Source organism: Aquimarina sp. Aq107 (genome assembly GCF_943733665.1).
Lineage (GTDB): Bacteria > Bacteroidota > Bacteroidia > Flavobacteriales > Flavobacteriaceae > Aquimarina.
The window spans coordinates 2,140,367-2,166,191 of record NZ_OX030782.1 but is presented as its reverse complement, the minus strand read 5'-3'; the positions used below and the strand labels follow the sequence as shown (position 1 = coordinate 2,166,191).

At 31.0% G+C, this 25,825-nt stretch carries 21 protein-coding genes; 17 read left to right on the top strand and 4 right to left on the bottom strand.

What is annotated here, in order from left to right; genetic code table 11:
* Positions 1-194 precede the first annotated feature (194 nt).
* The gene (locus NMK29_RS09095) at positions 195-2,381 is read left to right on the top strand and encodes a S9 family peptidase (RefSeq protein WP_108804195.1); all 2,187 of its coding nucleotides are present in this window, start codon (positions 195-197) and stop codon (positions 2,379-2,381) included.
* 86 nt (positions 2,382-2,467) lie between these two features.
* Entirely contained in the window at positions 2,468-3,376 is a 909-nt protein-coding gene (locus NMK29_RS09090; RefSeq protein ID WP_108804196.1) for a phospholipase A, read from the top strand.
* 82 nt (positions 3,377-3,458) lie between these two features.
* Here NMK29_RS09090 and NMK29_RS09085 read toward each other — a convergent pair whose 3' ends face one another.
* Complete coding sequence (locus NMK29_RS09085) at positions 3,459-6,467, bottom strand: GEVED domain-containing protein (RefSeq protein WP_108804197.1); 3,009 nt, start codon at positions 6,465-6,467, stop codon at positions 3,459-3,461.
* 314 nt (positions 6,468-6,781) lie between these two features.
* Here NMK29_RS09085 and NMK29_RS09080 point away from each other — a divergent pair, with 314 nt between their 5' ends.
* Genes NMK29_RS09080 through NMK29_RS09065 form a run of 4 tightly spaced genes read left to right on the top strand, consistent with a single transcriptional unit; the run spans position 6,782 to position 9,125 of the window.
* On the top strand, positions 6,782-7,894 hold the full coding sequence (locus tag NMK29_RS09080) for a serine hydrolase (RefSeq protein ID WP_108804198.1): 1,113 nt from the start codon (positions 6,782-6,784) through the stop codon (positions 7,892-7,894).
* Positions 7,895-7,904: 10 nt separating this feature from the next.
* Entirely contained in the window at positions 7,905-8,234 is a 330-nt protein-coding gene (locus NMK29_RS09075) for a hypothetical protein (protein ID WP_108804199.1), read from the top strand.
* Positions 8,224-8,796, top strand: a complete 573-nt coding sequence (locus NMK29_RS09070) for an RNA polymerase sigma factor (RefSeq protein WP_108804200.1) — start codon at positions 8,224-8,226, stop codon at positions 8,794-8,796. Before NMK29_RS09075 ends, NMK29_RS09070 begins: the two co-directional genes overlap by 11 nt.
* Positions 8,793-9,125 (top strand): hypothetical protein, encoded by a 333-nt coding sequence (locus NMK29_RS09065; protein ID WP_108804201.1) that lies wholly within the window; start codon positions 8,793-8,795, stop codon positions 9,123-9,125. Before NMK29_RS09070 ends, NMK29_RS09065 begins: the two co-directional genes overlap by 4 nt.
* A 76-nt stretch (positions 9,126-9,201) precedes the next feature.
* Here NMK29_RS09065 and NMK29_RS09060 read toward each other — a convergent pair whose 3' ends face one another.
* Entirely contained in the window at positions 9,202-10,362 is a 1,161-nt protein-coding gene (locus NMK29_RS09060) for an iron-containing alcohol dehydrogenase (protein ID WP_108804202.1), read from the bottom strand.
* A 192-nt stretch (positions 10,363-10,554) separates the two neighbouring features.
* On the opposite strand from NMK29_RS09060, the gene NMK29_RS09055 reads away from it, so the two are divergent.
* The 10 genes from NMK29_RS09055 (at position 10,555) to NMK29_RS09010 (ending at position 21,905) form a co-directional block, all read left to right on the top strand.
* On the top strand, positions 10,555-11,757 hold the full coding sequence (locus tag NMK29_RS09055) for an ATP-binding protein (RefSeq protein ID WP_108804203.1): 1,203 nt from the start codon (positions 10,555-10,557) through the stop codon (positions 11,755-11,757).
* Positions 11,758-11,993: 236 nt separating this feature from the next.
* Entirely contained in the window at positions 11,994-12,323 is a 330-nt protein-coding gene (locus NMK29_RS09050) for a hypothetical protein (RefSeq protein WP_108804204.1), read from the top strand.
* 2 nt (positions 12,324-12,325) lie between these two features.
* Positions 12,326-13,111 (top strand): hypothetical protein, encoded by a 786-nt coding sequence (locus NMK29_RS09045; RefSeq protein ID WP_159092276.1) that lies wholly within the window; start codon positions 12,326-12,328, stop codon positions 13,109-13,111.
* A gap of 43 nt (positions 13,112-13,154) precedes the next feature.
* Entirely contained in the window at positions 13,155-14,081 is a 927-nt protein-coding gene (locus tag NMK29_RS09040) for a YHYH protein (protein WP_108804206.1), read from the top strand.
* 278 nt (positions 14,082-14,359) lie between these two features.
* The gene (locus NMK29_RS09035; RefSeq protein ID WP_108804207.1) at positions 14,360-15,466 is read left to right on the top strand and encodes a type 1 glutamine amidotransferase domain-containing protein; all 1,107 of its coding nucleotides are present in this window, start codon (positions 14,360-14,362) and stop codon (positions 15,464-15,466) included.
* A gap of 88 nt (positions 15,467-15,554) precedes the next feature.
* Entirely contained in the window at positions 15,555-16,598 is a 1,044-nt protein-coding gene (locus NMK29_RS09030) for a helix-turn-helix domain-containing protein (protein WP_159092277.1), read from the top strand.
* Between the two features lie 89 nt (positions 16,599-16,687).
* On the top strand, positions 16,688-17,815 hold the full coding sequence (locus NMK29_RS09025) for an AraC family transcriptional regulator (RefSeq protein WP_108804209.1): 1,128 nt from the start codon (positions 16,688-16,690) through the stop codon (positions 17,813-17,815).
* Between the two features lie 99 nt (positions 17,816-17,914).
* A complete protein-coding gene (locus tag NMK29_RS09020; RefSeq protein ID WP_108804210.1) occupies positions 17,915-19,438 on the top strand; it encodes an amidohydrolase family protein in 1,524 nt (507 codons plus the stop codon).
* 14 nt (positions 19,439-19,452) lie between these two features.
* Positions 19,453-20,562 (top strand): serine hydrolase, encoded by a 1,110-nt coding sequence (locus NMK29_RS09015; RefSeq protein WP_108804211.1) that lies wholly within the window; start codon positions 19,453-19,455, stop codon positions 20,560-20,562.
* Positions 20,562-21,905, top strand: a complete 1,344-nt coding sequence (locus NMK29_RS09010) for an amidohydrolase family protein (RefSeq protein WP_108804212.1) — start codon at positions 20,562-20,564, stop codon at positions 21,903-21,905. Before NMK29_RS09015 ends, NMK29_RS09010 begins: the two co-directional genes overlap by 1 nt.
* A gap of 109 nt (positions 21,906-22,014) precedes the next feature.
* Here the strand turns inward: NMK29_RS09010 and NMK29_RS09005 are convergent, their stop codons facing one another.
* Together NMK29_RS09005 and NMK29_RS09000 are read right to left on the bottom strand one after the other, a co-directional pair.
* On the bottom strand, positions 22,015-23,130 hold the full coding sequence (locus NMK29_RS09005; protein ID WP_108804213.1) for an acyltransferase: 1,116 nt from the start codon (positions 23,128-23,130) through the stop codon (positions 22,015-22,017).
* 142 nt (positions 23,131-23,272) lie between these two features.
* Complete coding sequence (locus tag NMK29_RS09000) at positions 23,273-23,776, bottom strand: hypothetical protein (RefSeq protein ID WP_108804214.1); 504 nt, start codon at positions 23,774-23,776, stop codon at positions 23,273-23,275.
* Positions 23,777-24,110: 334 nt separating this feature from the next.
* Between NMK29_RS09000 and ggt the strand changes: the two genes are divergently transcribed.
* Positions 24,111-25,808, top strand: a complete 1,698-nt coding sequence (ggt, locus tag NMK29_RS08995) for a gamma-glutamyltransferase (RefSeq protein ID WP_234424293.1) — start codon at positions 24,111-24,113, stop codon at positions 25,806-25,808.
* Positions 25,809-25,825: the final 17 nt, after the last annotated feature.

Sequence of the window (25,825 nt, the reverse complement as noted above, 5' to 3'; positions counted from 1 at the left end):
TTAGAATACGTAGAGAATAATATAGAATTCGTTTAATATTTGTGGTAAAATATTGGTGAGGAATAAGACTTATTCAATTTAAAATTAAATTAATTGCTAATTGTGGCAGAATACTAGTATTTTTAAATCCAAATATTAAAAATTATACATATAAATTAAAACACTCATTTTACAATTTTAATCAAACTATTATAATGAAAACAAACATCATCAATCTATTTCTTATCGTTTCAGTACTTTTTATAGGCTGTAAAAAAACGGGAGAAGAAAAAACAGAGGTAAAACAAAAACCACATCAATCATTAGATGCTCCGGTAGCTAAAAAAGTAGCTGAAGAATTAAAAGCGCATGGTGATACCCGCGTAGATAATTATTTCTGGATGCGTTTAAGTGATGACCAGAAGAATGCGGACACTCCAGATGCCCAGACACAAGATGTTTTGGATTATTTAAATGCAGAGAATGATTATAAGGATGCTGCTATGAAGCATACAGATAGTCTACAGAAAACATTATTCGATGAGATCGTTGGACGAATTAAAAAAGATGATTCATCAGTACCATATAATGATAATGGATATTCGTACTATACAAGATTTGAAAAAGGGATGGATTATGCATTGTATTGTCGTAAGAAATTAGACGATGAGGCAGTAGAAGAAATTATGCTTAATGGTCCAGAGATGGCAGAGGGGTTAGCTTATTTTGCTTTAGGAGGAATGTCAGTTAGCTCTAACAACAAAATGCTTTCTTATGGTGTTGACACCGTTTCTAGAAGGAGATATACTATCTATTTTAAAGACTTGGTAACTAACGAAACGCTTTCTGATAAATTAGTAAATACTACAGGAAGTGTAGCTTGGGCTAATGATAATAAAACAGTCTTTTATACTTCTAAAGATTCCATTACACTAAGAGCAAACAAAATTTATAAACATGTATTGGGTACAGATCAGTCTCAAGATGTATTAATCTTTAATGAAGAAGATGACACCTTCAGTACATTTGTTTATAAATCTAGATCGGATAAATATATTATTAGTGGGAGCTATCAAACGTTGTCTACAGAATACAGATATTTAGATGCAGATACTCCTAATGGTACTTGGAAGGTAATTCAACCAAGAGAAAGAGATCTTGAGTACGATGTGGCTCATTTTGGGGATCATTTTTATATAAATACTAATCTGAATGCTAAAAATTTCAAATTAGTAAAAACACCAGTAAACGCTACAACAAAAGAAAATTGGGTGGATGTGATACCACATAGAGATGATGTTTTGTTACAAGGTTTTACTGCTTTTAAAAATCATTTAGTGCTAAGTGAAAGAAAAAATGGTCTTAGTACTATCAGAGTAAGAAAATGGGATGGTAATGATGATCATTATATTTCTTTTAATGATCCAGCATATTTTTCCAGAACTAGTGTTAATATGGATTTTGACACAAATATTGTACGTTATAGTTATACATCTTTAACAACTCCTAATAGCGTTATTGATTATAACATGGATACCAAGGAGCAAACTGTTTTAAAAGAACAAGAAGTATTAGATTCTAATTTTTCTAAGGATAATTATGTATCGGAACGTTTATATGCAATAGCTAGAGATGGTGTAAAAGTTCCTATATCTCTTGTATATAAAAAAGGAATACAAAAAAATGCTAGTACACCACTTTTATTATATTCATATGGTTCTTATGGAAGTAGTACAGAACCAAGATTTAGTTCTACTAGATTAAGTTTGTTAGACCGTGGTTTTGTTTTTGCCATGGCTCATATTAGAGGAGGTCAGGAAATGGGTAGATATTGGTATGAAGATGGAAAACTTCTTAAAAAGAAAAATACATTTACTGATTTTATAGATGTTGGAGATTATTTAGTAAAAGAAGGATATACAAGCCCTGATCATATGTATGCCTTAGGAGGTAGTGCAGGAGGTCTACTTATGGGAGCTGTTTTAAATATGAAACCAGAGCTTTGGAATGGTGTCGTTGCAGCAGTACCGTTTGTAGATGTAGTATCTACTATGATGGATGAAACGATACCTCTAACAACATTTGAATTTGATGAATGGGGGAATCCTAAGAATAAGGAATATTATGATTATATGAAATCATATTCGCCTTATGATAATGTAGAAGCGAAAGATTATCCGAATATATTAATAACAACTGGATACTGGGATAGTCAGGTACAATATTGGGAACCAGCGAAATGGATAGCCAAGCTTAGAGAGCTTAAAACAGATGATAATCTATTAATTATGGATTGTGATATGGAAACTGGACATGGTGGTGCTTCGGGACGTTTCGAAAGATATAAAAGTGTGGCATTGGAGTACGCTTTTATGCTTGATTTAGAAGGAATAGAGAAATAGATATTTATAAAAATATTGATCTAAAGCCAGTAGGTATCTTAATACTTACTGGCTTTTTTATAAATTTGAAAAAAGTGGTAGAATTAATGAATAAGAACTTTAGGAAAGTAATAATTACTATAATAATATCAGTTCTTATGTTTTCTTTTAATTATGGTCAAGTAGTTACAAAAGCTTATGAAGGAAGTTTATCTAAGAGATGGCAAATTAAAGGGGATAGTATTAAACGTTTTAAAATAGAGCCTTATAAACCAGTTTATTTTTTAGTTGCTAATTATACGACTGATATTAATAATTTTCCGACCAGTGATAATCCACTTAATTCAGTAGTAGAATCATCTGATTTTTCTGATACAGAGTTAAAGTTTCAATTAAGTTTTAAAACCAGAGCCGTAAGGAATCTATTTGGTAAACGAGTAGGAGGTGATGTTTGGGTAGGATATACACAATCTTCTAGATGGCAATTATATAGTGCAAATATTTCTAGGCCATTTAGAGAAACCAATTACGAGCCTGAAGTAATGTTAGTATTCCCTACAACGTATGAAATTCTTGGTTTACATGGTGTATTTGCTGGAATAGGAATTAATCATCAAAGTAATGGAAGATCAAATCCTTTATCTAGGAGCTGGAATAGAATTGTATTGCAGTTCGGTTGGGAAACACCTTCATGGAGTTTCGTTCTAAGGCCTTGGTGGAGATTACCAGAAGATAGGGTGGAAGATGATAATCCTGGAATAGAGGATTATATCGGTAGAACCGAATTTCTAACAGTTTTTTCAAAAGGTAGACACGATATTAGTGTTTTAGCAAAACATTCTTTGCGTGGTGGGAATAAAAATAGAGGGAGCATCCGATTTGATTACGCTATTAAAGTTCTAGATCAACTACAAGTTCACGCGCAAATTTTTCATGGATATGGCGAAAGTTTAATAGATTATAATCATAATCAAACAACTTTTGGAATAGGTTTATCTCTTCTTCAATGGAGATAAATTTTATTTAAATAACAAAAAGGCTATCGATCATAATGACGACAGCCTTTTTTAATACTTATTGGCTAATAAATATGTTTTGTTACTTTTTTACGAGGAATCTTTTTGTAATAGCTAATCCATTAGAATTAGTAAATCTTACAAAATATAGTCCATCTGCGAATTGAGAAATATCAATTCCAAAAGAAGATTTTTCTGGATTTATTTTCTTTACAATAGAACCATTAGAAGAAATCATAATGATCTCATCATACTTCCCTTCATTGATCTCAATGTTCAATGTCGAAGTTGCAGGAATAGGATAAAGCTGGATACTCTTATCTGCTATTCTTGTAAAAGACACTAATTCATCACGGCTAGAAGCTCCTATAACTACTACGTAATCTTCAACCTCTCCATATCTAAATGATTCACAAGTTGAAGGTATACCATTATACTTCATAGATACTCGCATACGGGTTGCTCCAGCAGATGCTCCAGATGGTACAGTAAAACTACCAGTATTAACAGCATCTGTAGAAGGGCTTTTTGACCACGCTAATTCATTCGAATCATCAAAATCACCATCTCTGTTATAATCTATCCAAACAGCATACCCTTCATTGTAAATTGTTCCGGTCCAAGTTGGTGTAATAGTGATAGTGTTAGTATTACTCAAATTTGTTGTTATAGCTGTGTAATCCCCATATCCACCGGCCTCAGCTGTGGTTGTATTATTTATACTTCCCATTTGTACGTTAGAAATATATTCATCACTGGTTATTTGTCCATTAGAATCACAATAGCCAGTTGGTGGTATTGTACCACCACCGCCTCCATCGGTGCTAAGGTTAATTGTATAATCTTCTACTTCTCCATAAGTAAAGGTCTCACAAGAAGTTGGAATCGCATTATATTTCATAGAAACTCTCATTCTTACAGAAGTCTCAGAAGTTCCACTAGGTACAGTAAAAGATCCACTATTACTACTATCTGTAGATGGGGATTTGGACCAAACAAGTTCTCCTGCATCATCAAAATCTCCATTGTTATTATAATCTATCCAAACTGAATATCCTTCAGCATATACAGTTCCAGTCCAAGTAGGTGTTACAGAAACAGTATAGGCTTGACCTTCATTTAAATCAGTAGAAATACCACTAAAATCTGAATAAAATTGAGCTCCAGAAGTATTATTAATTGTATTCAATTGCACATTACTGATAAATTCATCATTTACGTTAGTACTAGCAGAATCACAATAAACTGTAGTACTACCATCGATAGTGGTAAACGTAGTAGTTCCATTTCCAGAGACATTACCAGCAGCATCTTCTGCAGTTACAGAGGCGGTGTATGAAGTTAATGGTGAGAGACCCGTAACATTAAAGTCTGTTGTAGTAGAAGTTCCTACTACAGTACCATCAATCGAAATAGTATATCTGGCTACACCTACATTATCAGTAGAAGCTGTCCAGTTAAGAATAGCACTACCAGCTGTAATATTACTAGCAACTACATTTGTAGGGTCTGTAGGAGCTTGCGTATCTGGAACTCCAGCTTCAATCTGAAATTTTCCTACTACACCAGTTCTGCTACCATTTACATATTCATTAATAAACCAAAATGAAGAATCGTCTGATGGATCTACATCAATTTTACTATAATCACCATAACGTGTTCCAGGAATATTACCTGATCCATTAGCAATAAGTTCTTCTGCTGTAGTCATAGTTCCTAAAGGATCAGAACTTAATCTACCTGTGAAATAAGAACTTACTCTTACAGTCGATGGAGTAGTAGGACCAGACATAGAAGTATATCCCATTCCAATATTTCCTTGACCATCCATTGCTAAACTAGCATGCCAAGCATGTCTTCCATCAGGTGCTGTATAAGTTCCCTCTTGATATAACGACCAAGGTTGATTATCACCACTTTGTCTAAATTCGTACCAACGGATTGCTGCCAATTCTCCAGAACTAGCATCTGCATCTACCACAAAATTGAATACTGCAGAGTTATGAGTTGCAAATTTTCTAAATTGTGCTTGATTCATTATTGTTGCTTGTAAAGCATCTATAGAAGTACCTCCTCCTGGTTGTGATAAATTAACAAAGCTTCCTCCATCAAAAACACTAATAAAAGGCGTTGTAACAATTTCTTGCGGGTTAGATACTGTAGAATTATTTGGATTATTCCAATCTACGTCAGCGGTCCATACTTTTATATGATCTACCGATACACCGTTCCAAGCATTATCCTGTAAATATAGAATTGTGGCACCTCCAGGAGCCGGTAAATTGCCATTGGTAACATTTAGAGCTTGAGGGCTAAAAAAACCACTAGTCACAATGCCAGGAAGATTAAAACCTAAAATTTGTGCATTAGGATCTCCTGCTAACATAGCATCTCTTTCTAATGCCCATAATTTATTAGTTCCACCTGTATTTTCGGTAATATAATACCCATCACTCCAAACAGATAATTTTTGATAGTCTTGTATTCCTGATATGTTATATACAAACCATCCAGATGTTACAGGATTTGGACCATCAGAAACTGCTACTTGAGCACCAGATCCTAAAAATGAAAGAACCCATCTGTCCGCTGCATTGTCGTAAGAAGCAGTAAGGTCACAACAACCACCTGACGGAAAAATTGCAGGATTAGGAGATGTTTGTCCTACTAACTGATTACCAGATTTATCATAAATCATAAAACCAGTGTTGTAAACAACGAAAACATGATTTGGACCTACAGCAATAGAAGGGTCAGTTGGTTGAGAATTCGATGAATACGTATCAAAAACAAGACTAGCAGGAGCACGTTGAACGCTTTGCTCCATTTTGTTTTTGTTTCTAAAGAAATAATCGTTTTCAGTTTGTGGGTCTTTACCCGAGGTAATTTGATTTCCTAAAGATCTTTTATCCTTAGCTTCCCTAACAGAATTATCAGGTGCAATAAGATCATTAGGCCTTGATGCGATTGACGATACGTACTCTACTGAGGATACTTTTCCATGGTAAAATGCTTTCGTTCCAGTTTGTTGGGCTTGGGTCATAAAAGAGACCACAAGAAAGACTGTTAATAACTTGAGTTTTAAATTCATTTGTGTTAATTTAAATGGTTAATTGATTTAAATTTAACTTAAATTTCAACAGTAATTTAAAATTATTTTGTGTTTTTTTTAAATGAAAGGGAAGACCATATTATGGCTGAGTAATAACCATTTATTAGCTTAGTTGAATTAGAATTTATACAAATATTCTATAAAAATAATGGTCAAATAACATAATTAATTCTACTATCGTTTTCTGTATTATTTTTAGTTTAAAAATAAATTTGTAACCTTTTTAAAAATCATTTTGTCCAATACATGTGAATTCACAATCAAAAAAATAATCACATTTTAAATTAATCAAAATGATTTTATCAAAACGAACAGTAAAACTATGGATATTGATTTTTTATTTAATATCCTTACCAACGTCTTATGGACAAAATAGTAATAAAACAATTCGAGTACCGGATGGAAGAGTGATTAATGTTGCTTTATTAAATAAGCATATTAAAAAAGCTATGGATTCTATTAATTTACCTGGTCTTTCTATAGCAATAATAAATGGTAACGATATTGCATATCATAATACATTTGGTTTTGCAAATCTTAAAACTAAGAAACCGGTTACAAAAAGAACCATCTTTGAAGGTGCTTCTCTTTCAAAACCTCTTTTTGCATATTTTTTAATGAAAATGGTAGAAAAAGGAGTGTTGGATTTAGATGAACCAATATATCCATATCTAGAACCTATATTTCCTGAAGGAGTTATTCATAAAGACTCATTTGAGAATTATAAGATTTTAACTCCAAGAATTATTTTATCCCACGGTTCTGGTATTCCTAATTGGGTAAAAGGAAAGCCAATTGAAATTAAATTCAAACCGGGTACAGATTTTTCATATTCTGGAGAAGCTTATCAACATTTGGGCGCAGCTTTTGGTACTAAGTTAGGGATAGGATGGGGGAGCAAATTGGATTCTTTATTTTTAAAAGAAGCTGCGCATCCTATCGGTATGGATAGAAGTATATATACTTGGAACAACATCTATAATGAAGATGTTGCAAATGGCCATATAAAAGGAAAAACAAATCCAGAAATTAATAAATACAAAAAAGTTGGTCCTGGTTTTAGTTTGCACTCAGATGCAGAAGATTATGCATTGTTTTTAATCGAAATGATGAACCCGAAAAATATTAAGATGACTACACGTGATCAAATGCTACGGGAACATAATCATTTTAAACCTGATAATAAGTTGTTAAAAGAAACCGGTCAAACTGGTTGGGGTCTTGGTTTTGCTCAAAAACCTACTCCCAATGGACTGATGCATTTGCATACAGGTAACAATCATGATTTTCAGGCATATGCGATGTTTATTCCTGACCAAAAATATGGTTTTGTGATTTTTGCAAATTCAGATAATTTATTTCCTTTACTGGAAACAATAGAGAAATTTTTAGGAGAACATTTTTAATATAAGATAAATGAAAGATTTAAACGAAGTATTTGTATTCATAACAATGATAATAGCTATTGTATTGATTGTATTCATAATTGCTAGATATACGTATTTAATAAAGAAGACATTAATAGAAAAAGGAATATATATAGATCAAAAGAATAATAAATTGAAATATTTAGATATTGGCTGTATCATTTTTGGTTTAGGTATTGGGTTATTTGTATCCTCGGTATTTACAACATTTAATTTATCTGAAGATGCCGCGGATTTATTGATTTGGGGTACCATTTTAATTTTTGGAGCTACTGGATTGATTGTTGCTCATTTTATAAGAAAAAGACTTGAGAAATAGTCAATACAAGCAAGAATACGATCTAATTCGTAGAATAAATGATGGTGATGCATCAGCTTTTAGACAACTCGTGTATGTCTATAAAGATGTATCACTATCACTTGCTATTTCAATACTTAAAAATCAAGTTATTGCAGAAGATGTTTTACAAGAAGTGTTTTTAAAAGTATATAATAAGTTGCACACATTTCGGTTCAAATCGTCGTTTTCTACTTGGCTATATCGTATAGTGATTAATACCAGTTATAATGAATTAAAGAAGAGAAGGAATAGTATAAATATTGATGAATTAGAGAGTGGTTTTATAATTCCATTGGTAGAAAAAAATGCAATGGATGAAGCTGATCAAAAAAGATTTATAAATTTAGCATTACAGCAATTGCGCCCGGATGAGGCATTAGTACTCCGTCTCTTTTATTTATGTGAATATAAAATAAAGGAAATTGAAAAGGTTACAGGATTTAAAACCTCTAAAATTAAGGTAGATTTATATAGAGGGAGAGAAAATATGCATTTCCAGCTAAAAAGGTTATTAGGAGATGATTTAAATAACTTATTATGAAAGAAGAAAATGTAAAAAAAATATTAGAAAAAAGTACAGTAGAAACTTCGGATGATTTTATCAATAAATTAATGAAGAAAGTTGATGTTCAGCAAAATACTAAAAAGTCCTCTTTTTGGTCTTTTAAAATTGTTATTGTTGCTTGTTCAATTTTACTATTTATTGCAATAGGATCTCTTCACAATTTTCCAGAACATAATTTCAGTATGTTTGGTTCATTTTTCAATAATATTCCGAAGACTCCGTTTTTTTTAATGATTATTATAACAATATTGTGCTTTATGAACAGTATTATAAGATTAAATCATTTCAATGAAAAACAAAATTAATCTTGAAGTAACACTTTAAATAAACACAGTTAACATCTTTTAAAATAATTAACTGTGTTTATCTATGTATATGTATTTAATATGCCATTTCCACTATTTCGGCTGCAACTTCTGGCGTAATATCTTGATGTTCTCCCAAAGCAGTCATACCATGATCTGTAAGGTTTTTTGCCACTTTTTTAGAAAAACCTTCGTAATCATCAGTATAATCTCTTAATCTGGTATCTATTCCTAATGATTGATAAAAGCCTTCAGTTCTTTTTATAGCTTCTCTAGCTCTTTCTTCCGTACTACCTTCTGTAACGTTAAAAATACGTTCAGCATATTGAGCTAACTTTTCTTTTTTATGCTCGAATTTTTTAGTGTATGCACTAGGTAATATGACAGCTAATGTTCTTGCGTGATCAATACCGTAAAAAGCTGTAAGCTCATGTGCTATCATATGAACACTCCAATCGGTAGGAACCCCTTTTTGAATATAACCGTTCAATGCCATTGTACAACACCACATAAAATTAGATGCAGCGGTGTAGTCACTAGGATCTTTTATTACAGAAGGTGCTATTTCTATTAATGTTTGTAAAATTCCTTCTGAGAAACGATCTTGTAAAGGTGCGTCTGCAGGATACGTCATATATTGTTCTAAAACATGTGTATATGCGTCTGCTATACCATTAGCCAATTGTCTTTTAGGTATACTGTGTACTACCGTTGGGTCACAAATAGAAAACTTAGGAAATAATCCAGGTCCGCCCATCACCATTTTTTCATTAGTTTCTGATCTACTAACAACGGCACCACTATTCATTTCACTTCCGGTAGCGGGTAGTGTCAATACAGTTCCAAATGGTAATCCTTTTAGAGTTCTTATTCTTTTGGCTAATATATCCCATGGATTATCACCTTCATAAAGAGCTGCAGAAGATAAAAATTTAGTTCCATCTATAACTGAACCACCACCGACAGCAAGCATATACCCAATATCTTCATTTTTAATTACTTCTAAAGCTTTTAATAAGGTTGTGTATTCTGGATTAGCTTCAATTCCAGAAAATTCTATTACTGTATGTTCTTTTAGAGCAGCAGTTACCTGATCATAAACACCATTTTTTTTAATACTTCCTCCACCGTACAATAATAAAATCTTTTTGTCTTTTGGTATTTCGTTACTTAATTTCTTAATCTCTCCTTTACCAAAAATCACTTTAGTAGGTACGTATAATTCAAAATTCCTCATGATTTTTATTGTTATATATGTTGATTAAACCTTGTTTTCAATATTATTTTACAAATTTCAAAATAAATATGCGGTTAATAATTGATCTATGGTAAGAAAAACAAAAATATTACGACTTTTGTACCAGTAAACCAGATAATTTATTTGGTTTTGTAAATAATTAGAATCAGATTATTTTTTAGATTTACCCCAATGATAGCACCTATATTACCTAAAAATGAAAAATTTCGACAAGCTGCTGTAGAAAAGTATGATTTATTAGATACTTTACCAGAAGAGAGCTATGACAATATTACTTCAATAATGTCATACATCTGCGATGTTCCCATTTCGTTAATAACACTTTTAGATAAAGAACGTAATTTTTTAAAGTCTCATCATGGAATTCCTTTTAGTGAATCACCTCGCGAAATTTCATTTTGTGGACATGCTATCAATTCGGATGATCCTATTACAATAATTAAAGATTCTAGAGAAGACGAACGTTTTGACGGAAATCCTCTTGTAACTGAGCATCAGGCTGTTTTTTATGCTGGTGCACCTTTAATTGATTCTGAAGGTTTTAAATTAGGGACTTTGTGTGTTTATGATGTTAAACCACGAGAATTGACCCTTGAACAAAAAAATGCATTACTAGCAATGTCTAAGCAAGTAGTCAATTTATTTGAACAGCGATATCAGAATCTAAAACTAACTCAACTTCGTGATAAATTGGAGAAAAGAAATGAAGATCTTAAAAAGTTCGCAAGTGTAGTTTCTCATGACCTGAAATCTCCCTTGGCTAATATCATTTCGCTTACCGAACTTTTAGAGGATGATAATAAAGATAACCTTAATGCAGAATCACTTCAATATTTAGAATATCTAAGAACTTCTTCTTATTCGCTTAGAGATTATATAGATGGTATTCTTAAGTTTTATAAAAGTGATGATATCGTAAAAAATAATGAAGAAGAGATTGCTATTGATCTTTTGATAGAAGAGTTAAAGAAAATAACAGATTCTGAACATAAAATTGATTTTAATCTTTCTTCAGATGTAAATCAAGTTTTTGCAAATAAAACGGCATTGATGCAGATTTTGATTAATTTAATTACGAATGCAATCAAGTATAATTCAAAATCTGAGATAGTAATAGATATAGCACTTAAGGAAGAAGAGAGTTTTTATATATTTTCTGTAAAGGATAATGGTGATGGAATCCCAAAAGATTTTTTAGATAAAATATTTGATCTTTTTACCGTAGTAGGAGTAGAAGATAGAGATGGTAATGTTGGTACTGGTATCGGCTTAGCTACCGTTAAGAAAATAATTAGGAATTTAGGTGGTGATATTTCTGTTGTTTCTTCTAAGGGAACTGGTAGTACATTTACTTTTTCTATATCAAAAACTTAGAAAATTCCCAATTGTATTATTTAGAAAAAATAAGGTTATGAATCTTTAAAAATGATAGTTGATTCAATAAAAAATTGTGTTAACCATTGATATTTGTAACTTATCTAGTTAAGTAATTACCTAATATTATCTTCATTTCACAGAAAACGAACAGCACTTCATAGAAAATGCAATTTTCCGATTAAACTTCTCTTGTTTTTTTTAGTCATTAATGTGTAATTTCAAATCAACAGATTATGAAACAAATCACATTAATAACAACAATCAGTATTATTACTTTTATAGGGAGTATATATGTACAAGCTTTTTTTAATCCGTTTAATCCATATACATCAGTTATAAATCATTCTTCTTTTAAGGGTGAGTTAATGAATCTTGAATTAGTTAAAAATGTAACAAATACCTTTGCTGATTCTTTTAAAATAGACACACAATCATTTATAAAAGATAAACGATCAATAAAAAATATATGGTTATTGATTGTTCTTGGGATCGCATTACTTACCATACTAATAAGAATCTCTATATATCCAAAAATAGAATCACTAGCACCTTCAAATAACTAATTATGAAAACGAAAATTTTGTTACTCATTTGTATCCTTACGATGAAATCATCATTCGCAATTTCTTTATATACGGATATTGTGATAGACACAACGACAGTAATTAATAATACCGAAACTTATCAAACATATAATGATAAAGCGTATGTATACTTTAGTATTGAAACTATTGATTCTAAAGTTGCAACATCTATACTACGTCAAGGAATAAATATATATTTTGATACTAAAGGCAAAAAGAAAAAGAATGTATCTATTACCTATCCAATCGCTAATAATCAAAGGCCTCCAAGAAGAAATAAGGATGCGCCTGATGAAACTAGAGGGTTTCCTGATAATGATAGTATAATACGTCAAATAGGGCATAGGTTAAAAAACAATATGCCACAAAAAGCACTATATCAATATTATGATAAAACTAAGGAGTTTAATACACTTCTTAATAATGAAGGTATCGCGATTGAATTAAAAGTTAATGAAGAAAGAAATAGTTTTATTTATTATTTAAAAATTCCTAAAAATAAAATTAATGTAAAATCAGATATTGATTTTAGTAAACTTTCTATTGGAGTAAAAACAGTCGAGAGATCACGAGATAATTCAGAAAGAGCTAGACCTACACAACAAGCTTCTGTTGGAGGAGGTGGTAGAGGCGGGGGAAGATCTAGAGGAGGAGCTCCCCAAGGAAGATCCGGTAATGGCCCAGGAGGAAATCAAGGTAGATCTAAAGACAGAAAAATAGAATCTGTATCGACTATAGATTTTTGGTTTAAAACAACATCCAAATAATCATCAGAGTTGCAAATAACAATAAAAGAAGACTAAAAACGATATGAAAAAGTTTAAAATCCCTTCGCTTTTAATTACCATGAGTATTGTTATAATCAGTTGTAGTGATACGCAATTCAAAAAAACAAGTCATTCTCACGATGGATTTAGTCATATACATCAAGATGCAATAGATTATTTTGATTCGTATTCATTGATTAATGAAAAGTATGGAACAAAAACCAAGGTTACTGTTTCCAAGAACAAAAGAATTATGATTACTAATGCGCTTCCGAACCATAAAACAGGTGATTTTCCTAACTCTGGAAATCCAAATAAGATTAGAGCGCAAGAAAAAACATATAGTTTTCCTGTTAATCCAATTTATACAGGTAAGTCTGTTTGGGTAAGAGAACCAGGTGTAGCTCTAAATGGTGTTAAATTTGAACCAGGAACTGCAGAAGTGGTAGAATGTTCGAGTGGAGAAAATTACAGAGTAGAAGCTTTGCAAGATCTAATTGATTTGGGTTTGGATTTTAATCATGCGCATGTACAACCTACTGGAGCGTATCATTATCATGGCACTCCAACTTCTATTATAACTGATTTTGATACTGGAAAAGATTTAGTACATATTGGATTTGCTCATGATGGATATCCAATATATTATTCTAAAAGTGGAATATATAAGCCTAGTTATAAACTTTTAAAGGGAACAAGAGAAGGAGAAGATTGTAGTTATGAAAATCCAATGACTCGCATGGATATTGCTGTTGGTGGTCATCATGATGGTACCTATGGATCAGATTTCGAATATGTCGCAGGTTATGGAGATTTAGATGAATGTAATGGAATTATACATAATGGGAATTATATTTATTTAGTTACCGAAAGTTTTCCTTATATCAGTAGATGTTTAATGGGGGAATTTAAAGAACAGAAAAGACCTAGAAGACCTTTTCCTCCAAACAAAGGACCAAGAAAAGGATAAATCACATAGTAATTTTTAAAGATATTTTCTACAATACTAAATTTCAAAACAGTGTTTACAATTTTAATGTTACGTCTAGTTAATTTGTGTTAAATATGCTCTTATAGAGTTTTGTGTAATTAATTAGTTTTGTAAGATAAGCTCCGTAAGTAATTACGGAGCTTATTGATTAATTAAATACCATTTAAAAGTATAATATACTCTGACGGAATTATAATTTCGACATATTTTGTTTAGTATTTACTATTATTTCGTGCTATAATTTTAAAACAAATAGCATGTTCAAAAAGTATAAAATTTTTAAATGGATTCTTATCTCCTTTGGGAGTATTATTATTTCTCTATTCATTTTTGGGTGGTGGTTTATGGGTTTAATACCGTCATCAGAAAATAGGATAGACATTACATCAACTCAGATATCTGATTTACCATATATATCAAAAAATAAGATTGATAAACGTGGAAAGATTCTAGCAATCGTTACTAGTACGGATGTGATGGGAAATACTGAAAAAAGTACCGGTTATGAATTAACCGAATTATCTAGAGCATATTATGTTTTTCAGGCGAATGGATTTGATGTTGATATAGCAAGTCCTTTAGGAGGGGAACCTCCAGTAGTTATAGATGCGGAGGATATGGGAGAATTTGATTACGCTTTTCTTAATGATAGTGTTGCTCAGCATAAAGTTAAACATACAATTCCTGTAGATAAAATTGACCCTGATCTATATGAGGCGGTATTTTTTGCAGGAGGTAAAGGAGCTATGTTTGATTTTCCAGATAATGAGTCAATACAAGCTATAGTCAGAAATTTGTATGAAAACGACAAAGTAGTTGGAGCCGTATGTCATGGTCCAGCTGCTTTAGTAAATGTAACGCTTAATACCGGAAAACATTTATTAGAGAATAAGAAAGTAAGTGGATTCACTAATGCAGAAGAATTATTATTAATATCGGATGCAAAAACAATATTCCCATTTCTTTTACAAGATAAACTCGTCGATCAAGGAGGGGTTTTTAATGAAGGAATGATGTATCTAGAAAACATAAGTAAAGATAAAAATCTGATTACGGGTCAAAATCCTTGGTCCACTTGGGTTCTAGCAGAATCAATGATTGCTGAATTGGGTTATACACCCAAATTTAGAAAAGTTACTGGAGAAGAAAATGCCGTAAAAGTTTTAAAAACGTATCACGAGCAAGGTCCAGAAAAAGCTAGAGTACTTATTGATCAAATGTATACAAAAGATAAGCAACCTATGTCTAGAGTATTAATAGCAAAACATGGGATTATTGCAGCTATGCAAGGAAAAATTGGTCGTTTTATTAGTTTAACAAGTCTTACTTCATATGCAAAAAAGAAATCAAATAAGCATAGCTAGTCATTATATATCCTATATAGAAAAAGTTTCTATATAGGATATACTTCATCGAAATGTGAAATATCCCTACATTTGAAAAAAAAGTCCATTGAGTTTTTCCGATATTTTACTTATTATACTTAGCAGCGCAGGACTCTTGCACGGAATATTGTTTGCTTTTTATTTGATAGGTTTTAAAAAGAAAAAAACGCTTACAAATTTATTACTTGGACTGATTTTAGTATTTATGGCTTTCCGGATTGGTAAATCTGTAATGCTCAATTTTGGTAATAATTTAGAGCCTATTTTTATATTTATAGGATTAGCTTTTTTGCTATTAATAGGCCCTTTTTTTAGATGGTATATTTTGGGAATGACTGTTCCCAGTTTTAAATTGCCTAAGTACTATTTTATAGAAATTATACCATTCCTTTTAGTGTTTTTTGCTAGCCTCTTAGTTACTAAACAATGGTATGAAACAAGTGATTTTGTTATTTTAATATTTGGTAGTGGTTTAGTATTGATCTACCTGCATTTTGCGGTTTATATTCTCTTAGGATGGATTATTATAAAAAAAGCAAAGAATCAATATCAATCAGTTAAGAAAACTAAATCTCATAAAGCTATATTTGATTGGTTGCGCCTTTTAGTATTCGGTTTTATAATTATTTGGATAACATATGTGCTAAATATATTAGATGAATCAGTTCCTTATATTATTGGACCTGTAGTGTATTCTATAATTATTTATTTCTTGAGTTATAAGGCATTTCAACTAAAGGCTACAGATTTAAACGGTAATGCTTTTAATGTAAGTGATGATCATTCGTTATTTGATGAAATATCAAAATTAATGAACACAAAATTATATTTAGAACCAGATCTTTCATTGATGAAATTGAGTAAGTTGCTCGGAAAAAGTGTACAGCAAACATCATCTGCAATTAATCAATATTCTAATAAAAACTTTAATGATTATATTAATCATTACAGAATTCAGGAAGCTAAAAAAAAGCTATTAAATATCGGAGATAAATACACAATTTCCTCCATAGCTTTTGATACAGGTTTTAGTAGTCTCTCTTCATTTAATAGTGCATTTAAAAAATTTGAAGGTGTAACACCATCGTCTTATAGAAAGAAAAATTCTTAATTAACAATACAATATTTCGAATAAACCTAATGATAAAATTATATGGGTTTAAAAATATTTACTACTTATATTTGGCCTAAACTTTATAAGTGAAATTAGTTTACGATTTTCTTTTTATCATAGGAATGCTTTTTTCGTGCATTTATATCTATATTTTTTATAAATCAAAGGATAAAGGACTTCATAAATCAATTTTGATTGTATTTTTTGCATTATTGGTTTTCGTTTTGTTAGAATCGTATGCTTCGATACATAATATCGAGATATTACTAGACATCAGTTTTTTAATTGTGTATGGAGTAAAATTAGCACTTGGACCTTTGTTACTTTTATATATTCAATCCTTATTTTTAGATGATAAAAAGGTGTTAAAAAATGGAATTATTCATTTAACTCCTTTTGTTGTTTTTGTTATTCTAATTTCTGCCCCATACAAGATAGCAATGGTTTCGGGAGAATATTTTGTAGACTATATCGATGTTATTCAACAATATCTTTTTATCAAGCGACCGTTATTAGATATTATTTATTTAATATATATCTATATCAGTTTTAGAACTTTTGATAAGTTTAAAAAAGCATTAAAGTGTAATTATTCTCATATCGAGCATAATAATTTTATTTGGGTACGATACCTTTTAATAGCCCCATTTATTATTATTTTTATCGATCTGTTTTTTGTTGGATATCAAATCCTATTTGGCTATTTGAGATGGAGGACTCAAAATTTGATTATGTTATTAACTTCCATTTCTGTTTGTTATGGATTGTATTATGGTGTTAAGCAATCTAAAGTATTGGTGCCATATTTTTTATTAGATAGTTCTATAGGTAGTAAGGATAGAAAGAAAATGATCAATGAAAAATTAGAATCTGAGTTTTCTTCTTTCGAAAAATTGCTTGTAGAATTTATGGAAAAAGAAAAACCTTATTTAGATGAAGATTTAACACTTAGTAAGTTAGCATCCGGAATTCATATTACAGACAAGAAATTATCAGCTTTGTTAAATCAATATTTAGAAATTTCCTTCTATAATTTTGTGAATAGTTATAGGATTAAAGAGTTTAAACAATTAATAGCATTACCATTATATAAAGATTATACAATAGAAGGAATAGCTTATGAATGTGGATTTAAATCTAAAGCGAGCTTTTATAGGTTATTTAAGAAAGAAACAGGCCAATCTCCATCAGAGTTTAAAATAAATCAAAATTAATCTCATTTTCTTGTCTCTTTAGAAGCAGAGAGACCCATCATTACTCATTTTACAGTTGTTTTGTTGTTTTAATAGTCAATTTAAAATTCATCAAAACAAATGAAAAAAACATTAATCAAAAAATGGGTTTTGGGAACAGTACTAGTTATATTAGTAATTAGTATTGGTTCTTGTATCCGAGTTAATTCGAAAATCAATCAACACCAAGGAGCAAAAACAGAGCTTGTTAATACCTCAATTTTTAATTCTATTAATTCTCCATTAGCAATTACCAATATTAGTGTGTTATCTAAAGATTGTACTAAAATGTTGGATAGTCTAACAGTATTAATCAAAGAAGGTAAAATAGTTTCAATAGATAAACGAACTAATGTTACTAATGAGTATACAAATATCGATGGGACCGGTCAATATTTAATACCTGGTCTTATTGACACACATGTACACTTAAAGAAAAGTAAGAATGATCTTTTATTATTTCTAGCTAACGGAGTTACTACCGTAGGAGAGATGTTCGGTGACAAGTCACATTTAGAATGGAGGGAAGAGGCAAAAAGTGGAACATTGAGTCCAAACCTTTATGTAGCAACTAGAAAACTTGGTAGTGAAAAAGGTATGATATCAAAGATTAAAAGTTGGTTTGGAGCACCAAAATCCTATACAAGTCAAAGAAAAGCGCGCAAAGCAGTTCGTAAATTTAAAGAACAAGGTTATGATGCAATTAAACTTACTAATTTAAATCCAGAAATATATGAGGCTATTGTAGATGAAGCTGTAAAACAAAATATACCGGCGATAGGTCATTTAGGTTCAGAAGTAGGATTAGATGGCTTGTACAATTCTGGACAGTCTCAACTTGCTCATGTAGAAGAGATTGTTAAAAACACCATGAATGAGTTTGGTGTAGTTTATTATAATAAAACAGAAGAATATCTTCAGTTTTTGAAGGAAAGAGCTGACACTATAGCTATTAAAATTAAAGAAAAAAATATCGTAGTATCTTCTACAATATGGTTAGTGGAAAGTTTTCCTAAACAAAAATTAGAATTAGATAGTTTTATCAAAACAATTCCCTTAGAATATGCTAATCCAGGTATTGTTGAAGGGTCGAGTATTACTAGAGGTTGGACACCAGGAAATAATTACTACGAGAATTTGAATGCAAAAAACGACCCTGAACTTCAAAAAAGGGTTAAAGGATATTGGGAAACCTATGTAAAAGCTCATCATATCATGACCAAAGCATTAATTAAGCATAATGTAATAGTTGTAGCGGGGACCGATGCTAATGTAGCATGTGCTATTCCTGGTTTTTCATTGCATAAAGAATTACATTCTCTTAACAAAGTTGGTTTAACGAATTCTCGTGTATTACAGTCTACAACAGTACATGCTGGCGAATGGATGCAATATAATATTGGTAAAATTGAAGTTGGTTATAATGCAGATTTAGTGATACTAAAAAAGAATCCTTTAGATGATATCACTAATACTAAAACAATTCAGTCAGTAATTATTAATGGAAAACTTCTAAACCGAACTACACTAGATAATATGTTAGAATCTGTAAAAGAAGCTAATAACAGAAGTAGAAAAATGAGTATAAATCAATATATCAATTAAGTAAAGAAAAAATAATGAGCATAAAAATAAAACGAATTATACTAGGTGTATGCACTATAATTTTAATACTTGTGATATATCTTTTGATTCCACAAGTTAGTAATCCCACACCAAATTATGAAACTGCACTCACTTATGGCATTCCTGTTTCAGAAAAAATAAATAGCATATTAACTCCTACCATAAAACCTAAACGTACTAGGGCTATAATGGTTATGCAGAATGAAAAAGTTATTTATGAGTATGGGCCTACTGACAAAATAATGAATGGACATTCTACTAGAAAGGCTATGCTGAGTTTGTTATATGGAATAGCAGTTGATCAAGAACTAATAAATCTTGATAAAACACTTGCTCAACTTGAAGTAGATGAATTTATTCCTTTAACTACCCAAGAAAAAAGTGCTACGATAAGGGATTTATTAATGGGTAAATCAGGTGTTTATTTACCTGCTTCTGGTGAGCATGATAATCAAATAACTCAACGACCAAAAAGAGAAAGTCATAAACCAGGAACTTATTTTTTTAATAACAATTTTGATGCAAATGTTTTAGGCACCATTTTTATGAAAGAAACAGGTATTAGTATTGGAAAGTTTATGGAAGATAATTTGGCCAAGCCACTTGGTCTTCAAGATTTTGATTCGGATAATGTAATTATGGGAAGCCCTTGGTTTATGCCAAAGAAAAAAACAATGCATAAACAATATTATATCTATATCAGTACTCGGGATTTTGCAAGAATCGGTGCTATGGTAGCGAATAATGGAAAATGGAATGGTAAACAAATTATATCAGAAGATTGGATTACAAAAAGTACATCCTCCTATAGTGATCTTACTACTAATCATATTAATTATGGAAGATATGATGGGTTTGGTTATCAGTGGTGGACAGTTTCAGATACAAATACAATCTGGACAGATGGCTATGGAGAACGATTTATGATCATTAATAGAAATAAAAATTTGACTTTAGTAGAACAAAACTTCACCGGAAATTCCTTGTTAAGTTCAGGGTTTTGGTTGATCAATAAAAATATGGATTCAGGTTTACTGAACTTGATGAAAGCTCATGAAACTATAACCTCTACTAATTACAACAACAGCTATAATTCCAATTAATGAAGAATACAAGATATATTATTTTGATAATGATTTTTATATGCGTGTTCACAATAGATGCACAAACATATAAAGTAAAAGAACAAGAACAGATTAAAGCATTTGTTAACGTAAACGTTTTAACAATGCAAGATTCTATTACCAAAATGTCACAAACAGTTATTGTAGAAAATGATAAAATTATTGCATTAGGTAATAGTAACGATATTAACATACCAGATAACGCAAAAATAATTGATGGTGAACATAAAAAATATCTCATCCCAGGTTTAACTGACACCCATGTTCATTTACATCGCAAAAAATCAGAAGAATGGATGCGTTCATATGTTGTAAATGGTGTTACTACCGTTTTAAATTTAGGAGGCTCAAAGAGGGTTTTAAAACTAAGAGCGCAAATTAAGGATAAGCAAATTACAGGACCAGATATTTATACTGCAGGTAGAGGTGGAGTTGTAAAAGAGTTGAATAGACCACAATATAAAAAAGTAACATTAGATAAAATAGAAGAACGAATTATCGAAGACAAGGCAAAAGGATATGATTTTATAAAAATATACGGGAAAATGACCATACCACAATTTGAACATATGATGAAAATTGCTAAAAGAGAAGGTATTCATGCAATGGGACATATTCCAAGAAACTTAACCGCTGATGATGCATTACGAATTGGTCAAAAATCTATGGCTCATACCGAGGAATTTATTTATACTCAGTTTACAGAATTTGATGAGCAAGAAGTAAAAGATTTTGCCACAAAAGCTGCAGAAGAGAACATATGGTTAATTGCAAATATTATTGCTTATGAAAAAATAGAACTTACTTGGGGGAAACCACAAGTAATGGATTCGATTTTACGATTGCCCGAAACTAAAAGGTTACATCCTAAAATTCAAAGGATTTATAAAGCTGATTGGTATGGGTCCAGAGATGTAAAGAGTAGGCCTTATATAGAGAAAGTTTATAAATTTTACTTTCCAATTGTAAAACATTTTCATAATGCTGGAGTTAATATTCTTGTAGGCACAGATACTGCATTTCCAGCTGCTGCACCAGGAGAATCTGCAATTGATGAGATGAAAAATTTGGTTAAAGCTGGATTAACAAATTACGAAGCTTTAAAAGCCGGAACGGCTAATGCTGGATTATATATCAATAATTTTATCGATAACAATTATTATGTAGGCAAAATAAAAGACGGTTATACTGCTCATATGATATTACTTCCATCAAATCCTCTTGATGATCTCGATATCTTGAAAGAACCGGAAGGAGTGATGCTAAGAGGCCATTGGTTTAATTCAATTGATTTAAAAGAAATGGTACATTGGGATAATTAATATTTCGGATATTAACAATATAATTTTATCAATAATCCTTAGTTTGTCTAATATCACTATAAGACAAACTAAGGATATCTTACTTATAGTTCATAACCTATTTTAGATATTATTTGTTTTTTTTCATTCCGAAAAGAAATCTAGGAATCCTAAAAGGATATACAAGAAACTTATATACAGATATAATGATGATAAAGGATGTGATTGCTAGAATTAATAGTTTGATAGATATACTCCAAGATTCCTGTAATATATAATATCCAATAACGATAATAACTGTTTGATGTAGTATGTAAAAAGGGTAAATACCCTTGTTAAGAGTATTCAATAAAGTACTAGGTTTATGTAGCCAAATTTGTCCATATCCTAACATTGTAATAATTATCGTCCAACCTACAAGCGCAGTTAAACCATACCAAATATCCCAACGTGTTGATATATCCCAATAAGTTGCAGCTATATGATTTGGAAGAAAATAATATATATAAAATAATAATGTAGCAATAAGTGCTATAAATGCGTTGTATTTGCGGTATTTTTTTAATGAATCCCATAATGTAGGTCTACTTGCTATGATAATACCGGCTAGGAAAAAATATCCGTAAAATAGTGTAGAGGAGAGGTTTGTTATGGATTTGTCATCTTCAGGAAAATAATGTTTAGTTACTATTTTAATAATGATTAATGGTAACACTAAAAGAAATATTCCTAAAGGTTTAGCACAAAAGACATCTAACAACGTTTTGAATGATTTAGCATAAGAAGATTTTATCCAAATAATAATTGGAATGCAGCCAATAGATAAGTAAAATAGATTTTCTATGAACCAGAGATGATTGACCTCTAAATGTTCTAAAATATTTTTATAGAAATCTATAAATGAAGAATAAGATCCAATATTTTCTATATAAGTTTGTGGAGGGACAATTACTAATACTCCAAAAATTAATGGTACTATAAGTCGGATTGTACGCTCCTTAGTAAATTGAATCCAGTTACGTTTAGAAAATGCAAAGATCGTTCCTGTTCCCGAAATAATGAATAATAATGGTAGTCTAAATTGTTCGAAAAACACCATAATATCATCTAACAGTTTACTAGATTCGGTATTCATAATGTGAAAGTCATCACCGTTAAATGGCATTCCTATATGATGTAAAAAAACTAAGAAGATGGAGATTACACGCCACCAATCTAAGTCATATCGTCTTTTGGTTGTATTCATAACTATTGTTTAAATCAATAAGGACAAAACTATAGTTATCTAATACTCCAAAACACGACATTATACAAATGACGTGACAATGACGGGTATGTTTAGTGAAAAATTTGGTGGAAGAATTGAATAAGTGTTTTTATAATAATTTTTACCTCCTCTTTTTTCGCTTTTTCTTAGGTTGTAGATTGGTATTTTTTCTCTTTTTTTCAGTTACAGGTGATTTTTCTCTTTGTATCTTTTTTAAATGTTCTATGATCTTTGATTTCACTTTTGTGGTTAAAATATCTTTCCTTTTAGAATAACTATACGCACAACCAAGTATTAAAGACAATCCAAGTACTATAGAAATAGAACCATTTTCTATTAAAGGAAATTGTGTATATAAATTGATAGCTACACGAGGAGCGAATGTAAAAAATACATATAATCCATAACTAAGCGATACTATTCCAAGAATGCCAAAACTATAAATACTTGATTTTATATTCTTTAGTGTATTACTTTCCAGTTGTTTTATATTAGTGTCACTCAAAAAAGGATTATTAAGTTCTTTTTCTTTCTTAATGAAAAGTAAGAAATCGGCATTAACAGAATCAAAAGATACTCCGTGGCTTCTTTTTTTTAAATCTTTTTCAGTGATGACATATTTCATATTTAAGAAACTATTATAATTTTTACGATAAGTATTATAAATGTATAACCAATATACTTCAAATATGTAGTAAAGTAAAAAGAATGACTTTGGTAGATATGTGAATTTTTGATAACTCGTATTGATATGGCACTTTAACTAATTAAATCATAAGATTAAAAATTCTTTGATTATATTTCATAATTATAAAATAATAGGGAAATGAAGGTTGTTATAAATTTTGTGCTTTTAGAGAAAATATGGGATTCTCATATATATTGAAAACAACTATTTATTAATCTTTGTGTTAGTCCAATTTCCTAGTTCCGTCAAATCATTATTAAAAATTACACTCGTGAAAAACTCAGTTCTCTTTATCTTCTACCTCTTTTTTATTTCTAAATGTATTGTTGCTCAAGACCGTATTACTGGTGAATCATTCGCAACACGTTCGGTAGTATTAGGACAAAATGGAATGGTAGCTACTAGTCATCCGTTAGCTACTCAAATAGGGCTTGATATTCTGAAAAAAGGCGGTAATGCGATTGATGCAGCAATAGCTGCAAATGCTGCTTTAGGACTTATGGAACCAACAGGTTGTGGTATTGGGGGAGATCTTTTTGCTATTGTTTGGGATGGAAAGACTAAAAAGTTATATGGTCTTAATGCCAGTGGTCGTTCTCCCAAAAATCTGACATTAGATTATTTCAAAAAACATAATATGTCCAAAATTCCATCGCATGGTGCATTGCCCGTAAGTGTTCCTGGTGCCGTTGATGGTTGGTTTGAACTTCATCAAAAGTTTGGATCAAAATCAATGGAAGAGATTCTAGCTCCAGCTATTGACTACGCAGAAAAAGGTTTTCCACTTACAGAACTTATAGCTTGGTATTTACAGCGTAGTATCCCATTTTTTGAATCTAAAGGGTTTCCTAATATTGTAGATACTTATAAGTCCCAAAATGGAGGTAAATTACCTAATGAAGGTGAAATTTATAAAAACCCATATTTAGCAAGTACTTATAGAAAAATAGCTAAAAACGGACGTGATGCCTTTTATAAAGGAGATATTGCTCAAATCATCAGTGATTTTATACAGAAACAAGGAGGTTTTCTTTCCGTACAAGATCTTTCTGATCATAACTCGGAGTGGGTAGAACCAGTATCTATTAATTATAGAGGATATGATATTTGGGAACTACCACCTAATGGTCAAGGAATTGCAGCCCTGCAAATGCTACAAATTTTAAAAGGTTATGATTTTTCTGATATTGAGTTCGGCAGTGTAGAACATCTTCATTTATTTACAGAGGCAAAAAAACTAGCTTTTGAAGACCGAGCAAAATACTATGCGGATATGGATTTTTTTGATGTTCCTTTAAAAGAATTGCTTTCTGATGATTATGCTAATAAAAGAAGAAAAAAAATTGGCAAACGGGCAGGAACATATAATGCAGGTGAAATTTCTGCTGGAGAAACTATTTATATGACAGTAGCCGATAATCAAGGTACTATGGTATCATTGATACAAAGCAATTATCGAGGAATGGGTTCGGGTATGGCACCACCAAAATTAGGTTTTATGTTGCAAGATAGAGGTGAGTTATTTAGTTTAAAAAAAGGCCAAGCAAATACGTATGCACCAGGAAAAAGACCTTTTCATACTATTATTCCTGCTTTTATTACTAAAAATGATACTCCTTATGTAAGTTTTGGTGTAATGGGAGGTGATTTTCAGCCTATGGGTCATACACAAATAGTGATGAATCTTGTTGATTTTGGTATGAATATCCAAGAAGCTGGTGACGCTCCACGATGGGATCATACTGGTGGCGCCAGTCCGATGGGGCAGACTACTAAAAACACAGGTAGTATACGGGTAGAATCTGGAATACCCTATACTACTTTACGAGGGTTAATGAATAAGGGACATAAAATAGGGACTGCTAGAGGAATTTATGGCGGGTATCAAGCAATTTTATGGGATGATAACAATAAGGTCTATCACGGAGCTTCTGAAAGTCGTAAAGATGGACAAGCAGCAGGATATTAATTTATAAATTAAACATC

Bases quoted from the DNA above. Each gene is read 5' to 3' on its own strand.
- NMK29_RS09095 (WP_108804195.1), top strand. From the start codon at position 195: ATGAAAACAAACATCATCAATCTATTTCTTATCGTTTCAGTACTTTTT.
- NMK29_RS09090 (WP_108804196.1), top strand. From the start codon at position 2,468: ATGAATAAGAACTTTAGGAAAGTAATAATTACTATAATAATATCAGTT.
- NMK29_RS09085 (WP_108804197.1), bottom strand. From the start codon at position 6,467: ATGAATTTAAAACTCAAGTTATTAACAGTCTTTCTTGTGGTCTCTTTT.
- NMK29_RS09080 (WP_108804198.1), top strand. From the start codon at position 6,782: ATGATTTTATCAAAACGAACAGTAAAACTATGGATATTGATTTTTTAT.
- NMK29_RS09075 (WP_108804199.1), top strand. From the start codon at position 7,905: ATGAAAGATTTAAACGAAGTATTTGTATTCATAACAATGATAATAGCT.
- NMK29_RS09065 (WP_108804201.1), top strand. From the start codon at position 8,793: ATGAAAGAAGAAAATGTAAAAAAAATATTAGAAAAAAGTACAGTAGAA.
- NMK29_RS09060 (WP_108804202.1), bottom strand. From the start codon at position 10,362: ATGAGGAATTTTGAATTATACGTACCTACTAAAGTGATTTTTGGTAAA.
- NMK29_RS09055 (WP_108804203.1), top strand. From the start codon at position 10,555: ATGATAGCACCTATATTACCTAAAAATGAAAAATTTCGACAAGCTGCT.
- NMK29_RS09050 (WP_108804204.1), top strand. From the start codon at position 11,994: ATGAAACAAATCACATTAATAACAACAATCAGTATTATTACTTTTATA.
- NMK29_RS09045 (WP_159092276.1), top strand. From the start codon at position 12,326: ATGAAAACGAAAATTTTGTTACTCATTTGTATCCTTACGATGAAATCA.
- NMK29_RS09040 (WP_108804206.1), top strand. From the start codon at position 13,155: ATGAAAAAGTTTAAAATCCCTTCGCTTTTAATTACCATGAGTATTGTT.
- NMK29_RS09035 (WP_108804207.1), top strand. From the start codon at position 14,360: ATGTTCAAAAAGTATAAAATTTTTAAATGGATTCTTATCTCCTTTGGG.
- NMK29_RS09020 (WP_108804210.1), top strand. From the start codon at position 17,915: ATGAAAAAAACATTAATCAAAAAATGGGTTTTGGGAACAGTACTAGTT.
- NMK29_RS09015 (WP_108804211.1), top strand. From the start codon at position 19,453: ATGAGCATAAAAATAAAACGAATTATACTAGGTGTATGCACTATAATT.
- NMK29_RS09010 (WP_108804212.1), top strand. From the start codon at position 20,562: ATGAAGAATACAAGATATATTATTTTGATAATGATTTTTATATGCGTG.
- NMK29_RS09005 (WP_108804213.1), bottom strand. From the start codon at position 23,130: ATGAATACAACCAAAAGACGATATGACTTAGATTGGTGGCGTGTAATC.
- NMK29_RS09000 (WP_108804214.1), bottom strand. From the start codon at position 23,776: ATGAAATATGTCATCACTGAAAAAGATTTAAAAAAAAGAAGCCACGGA.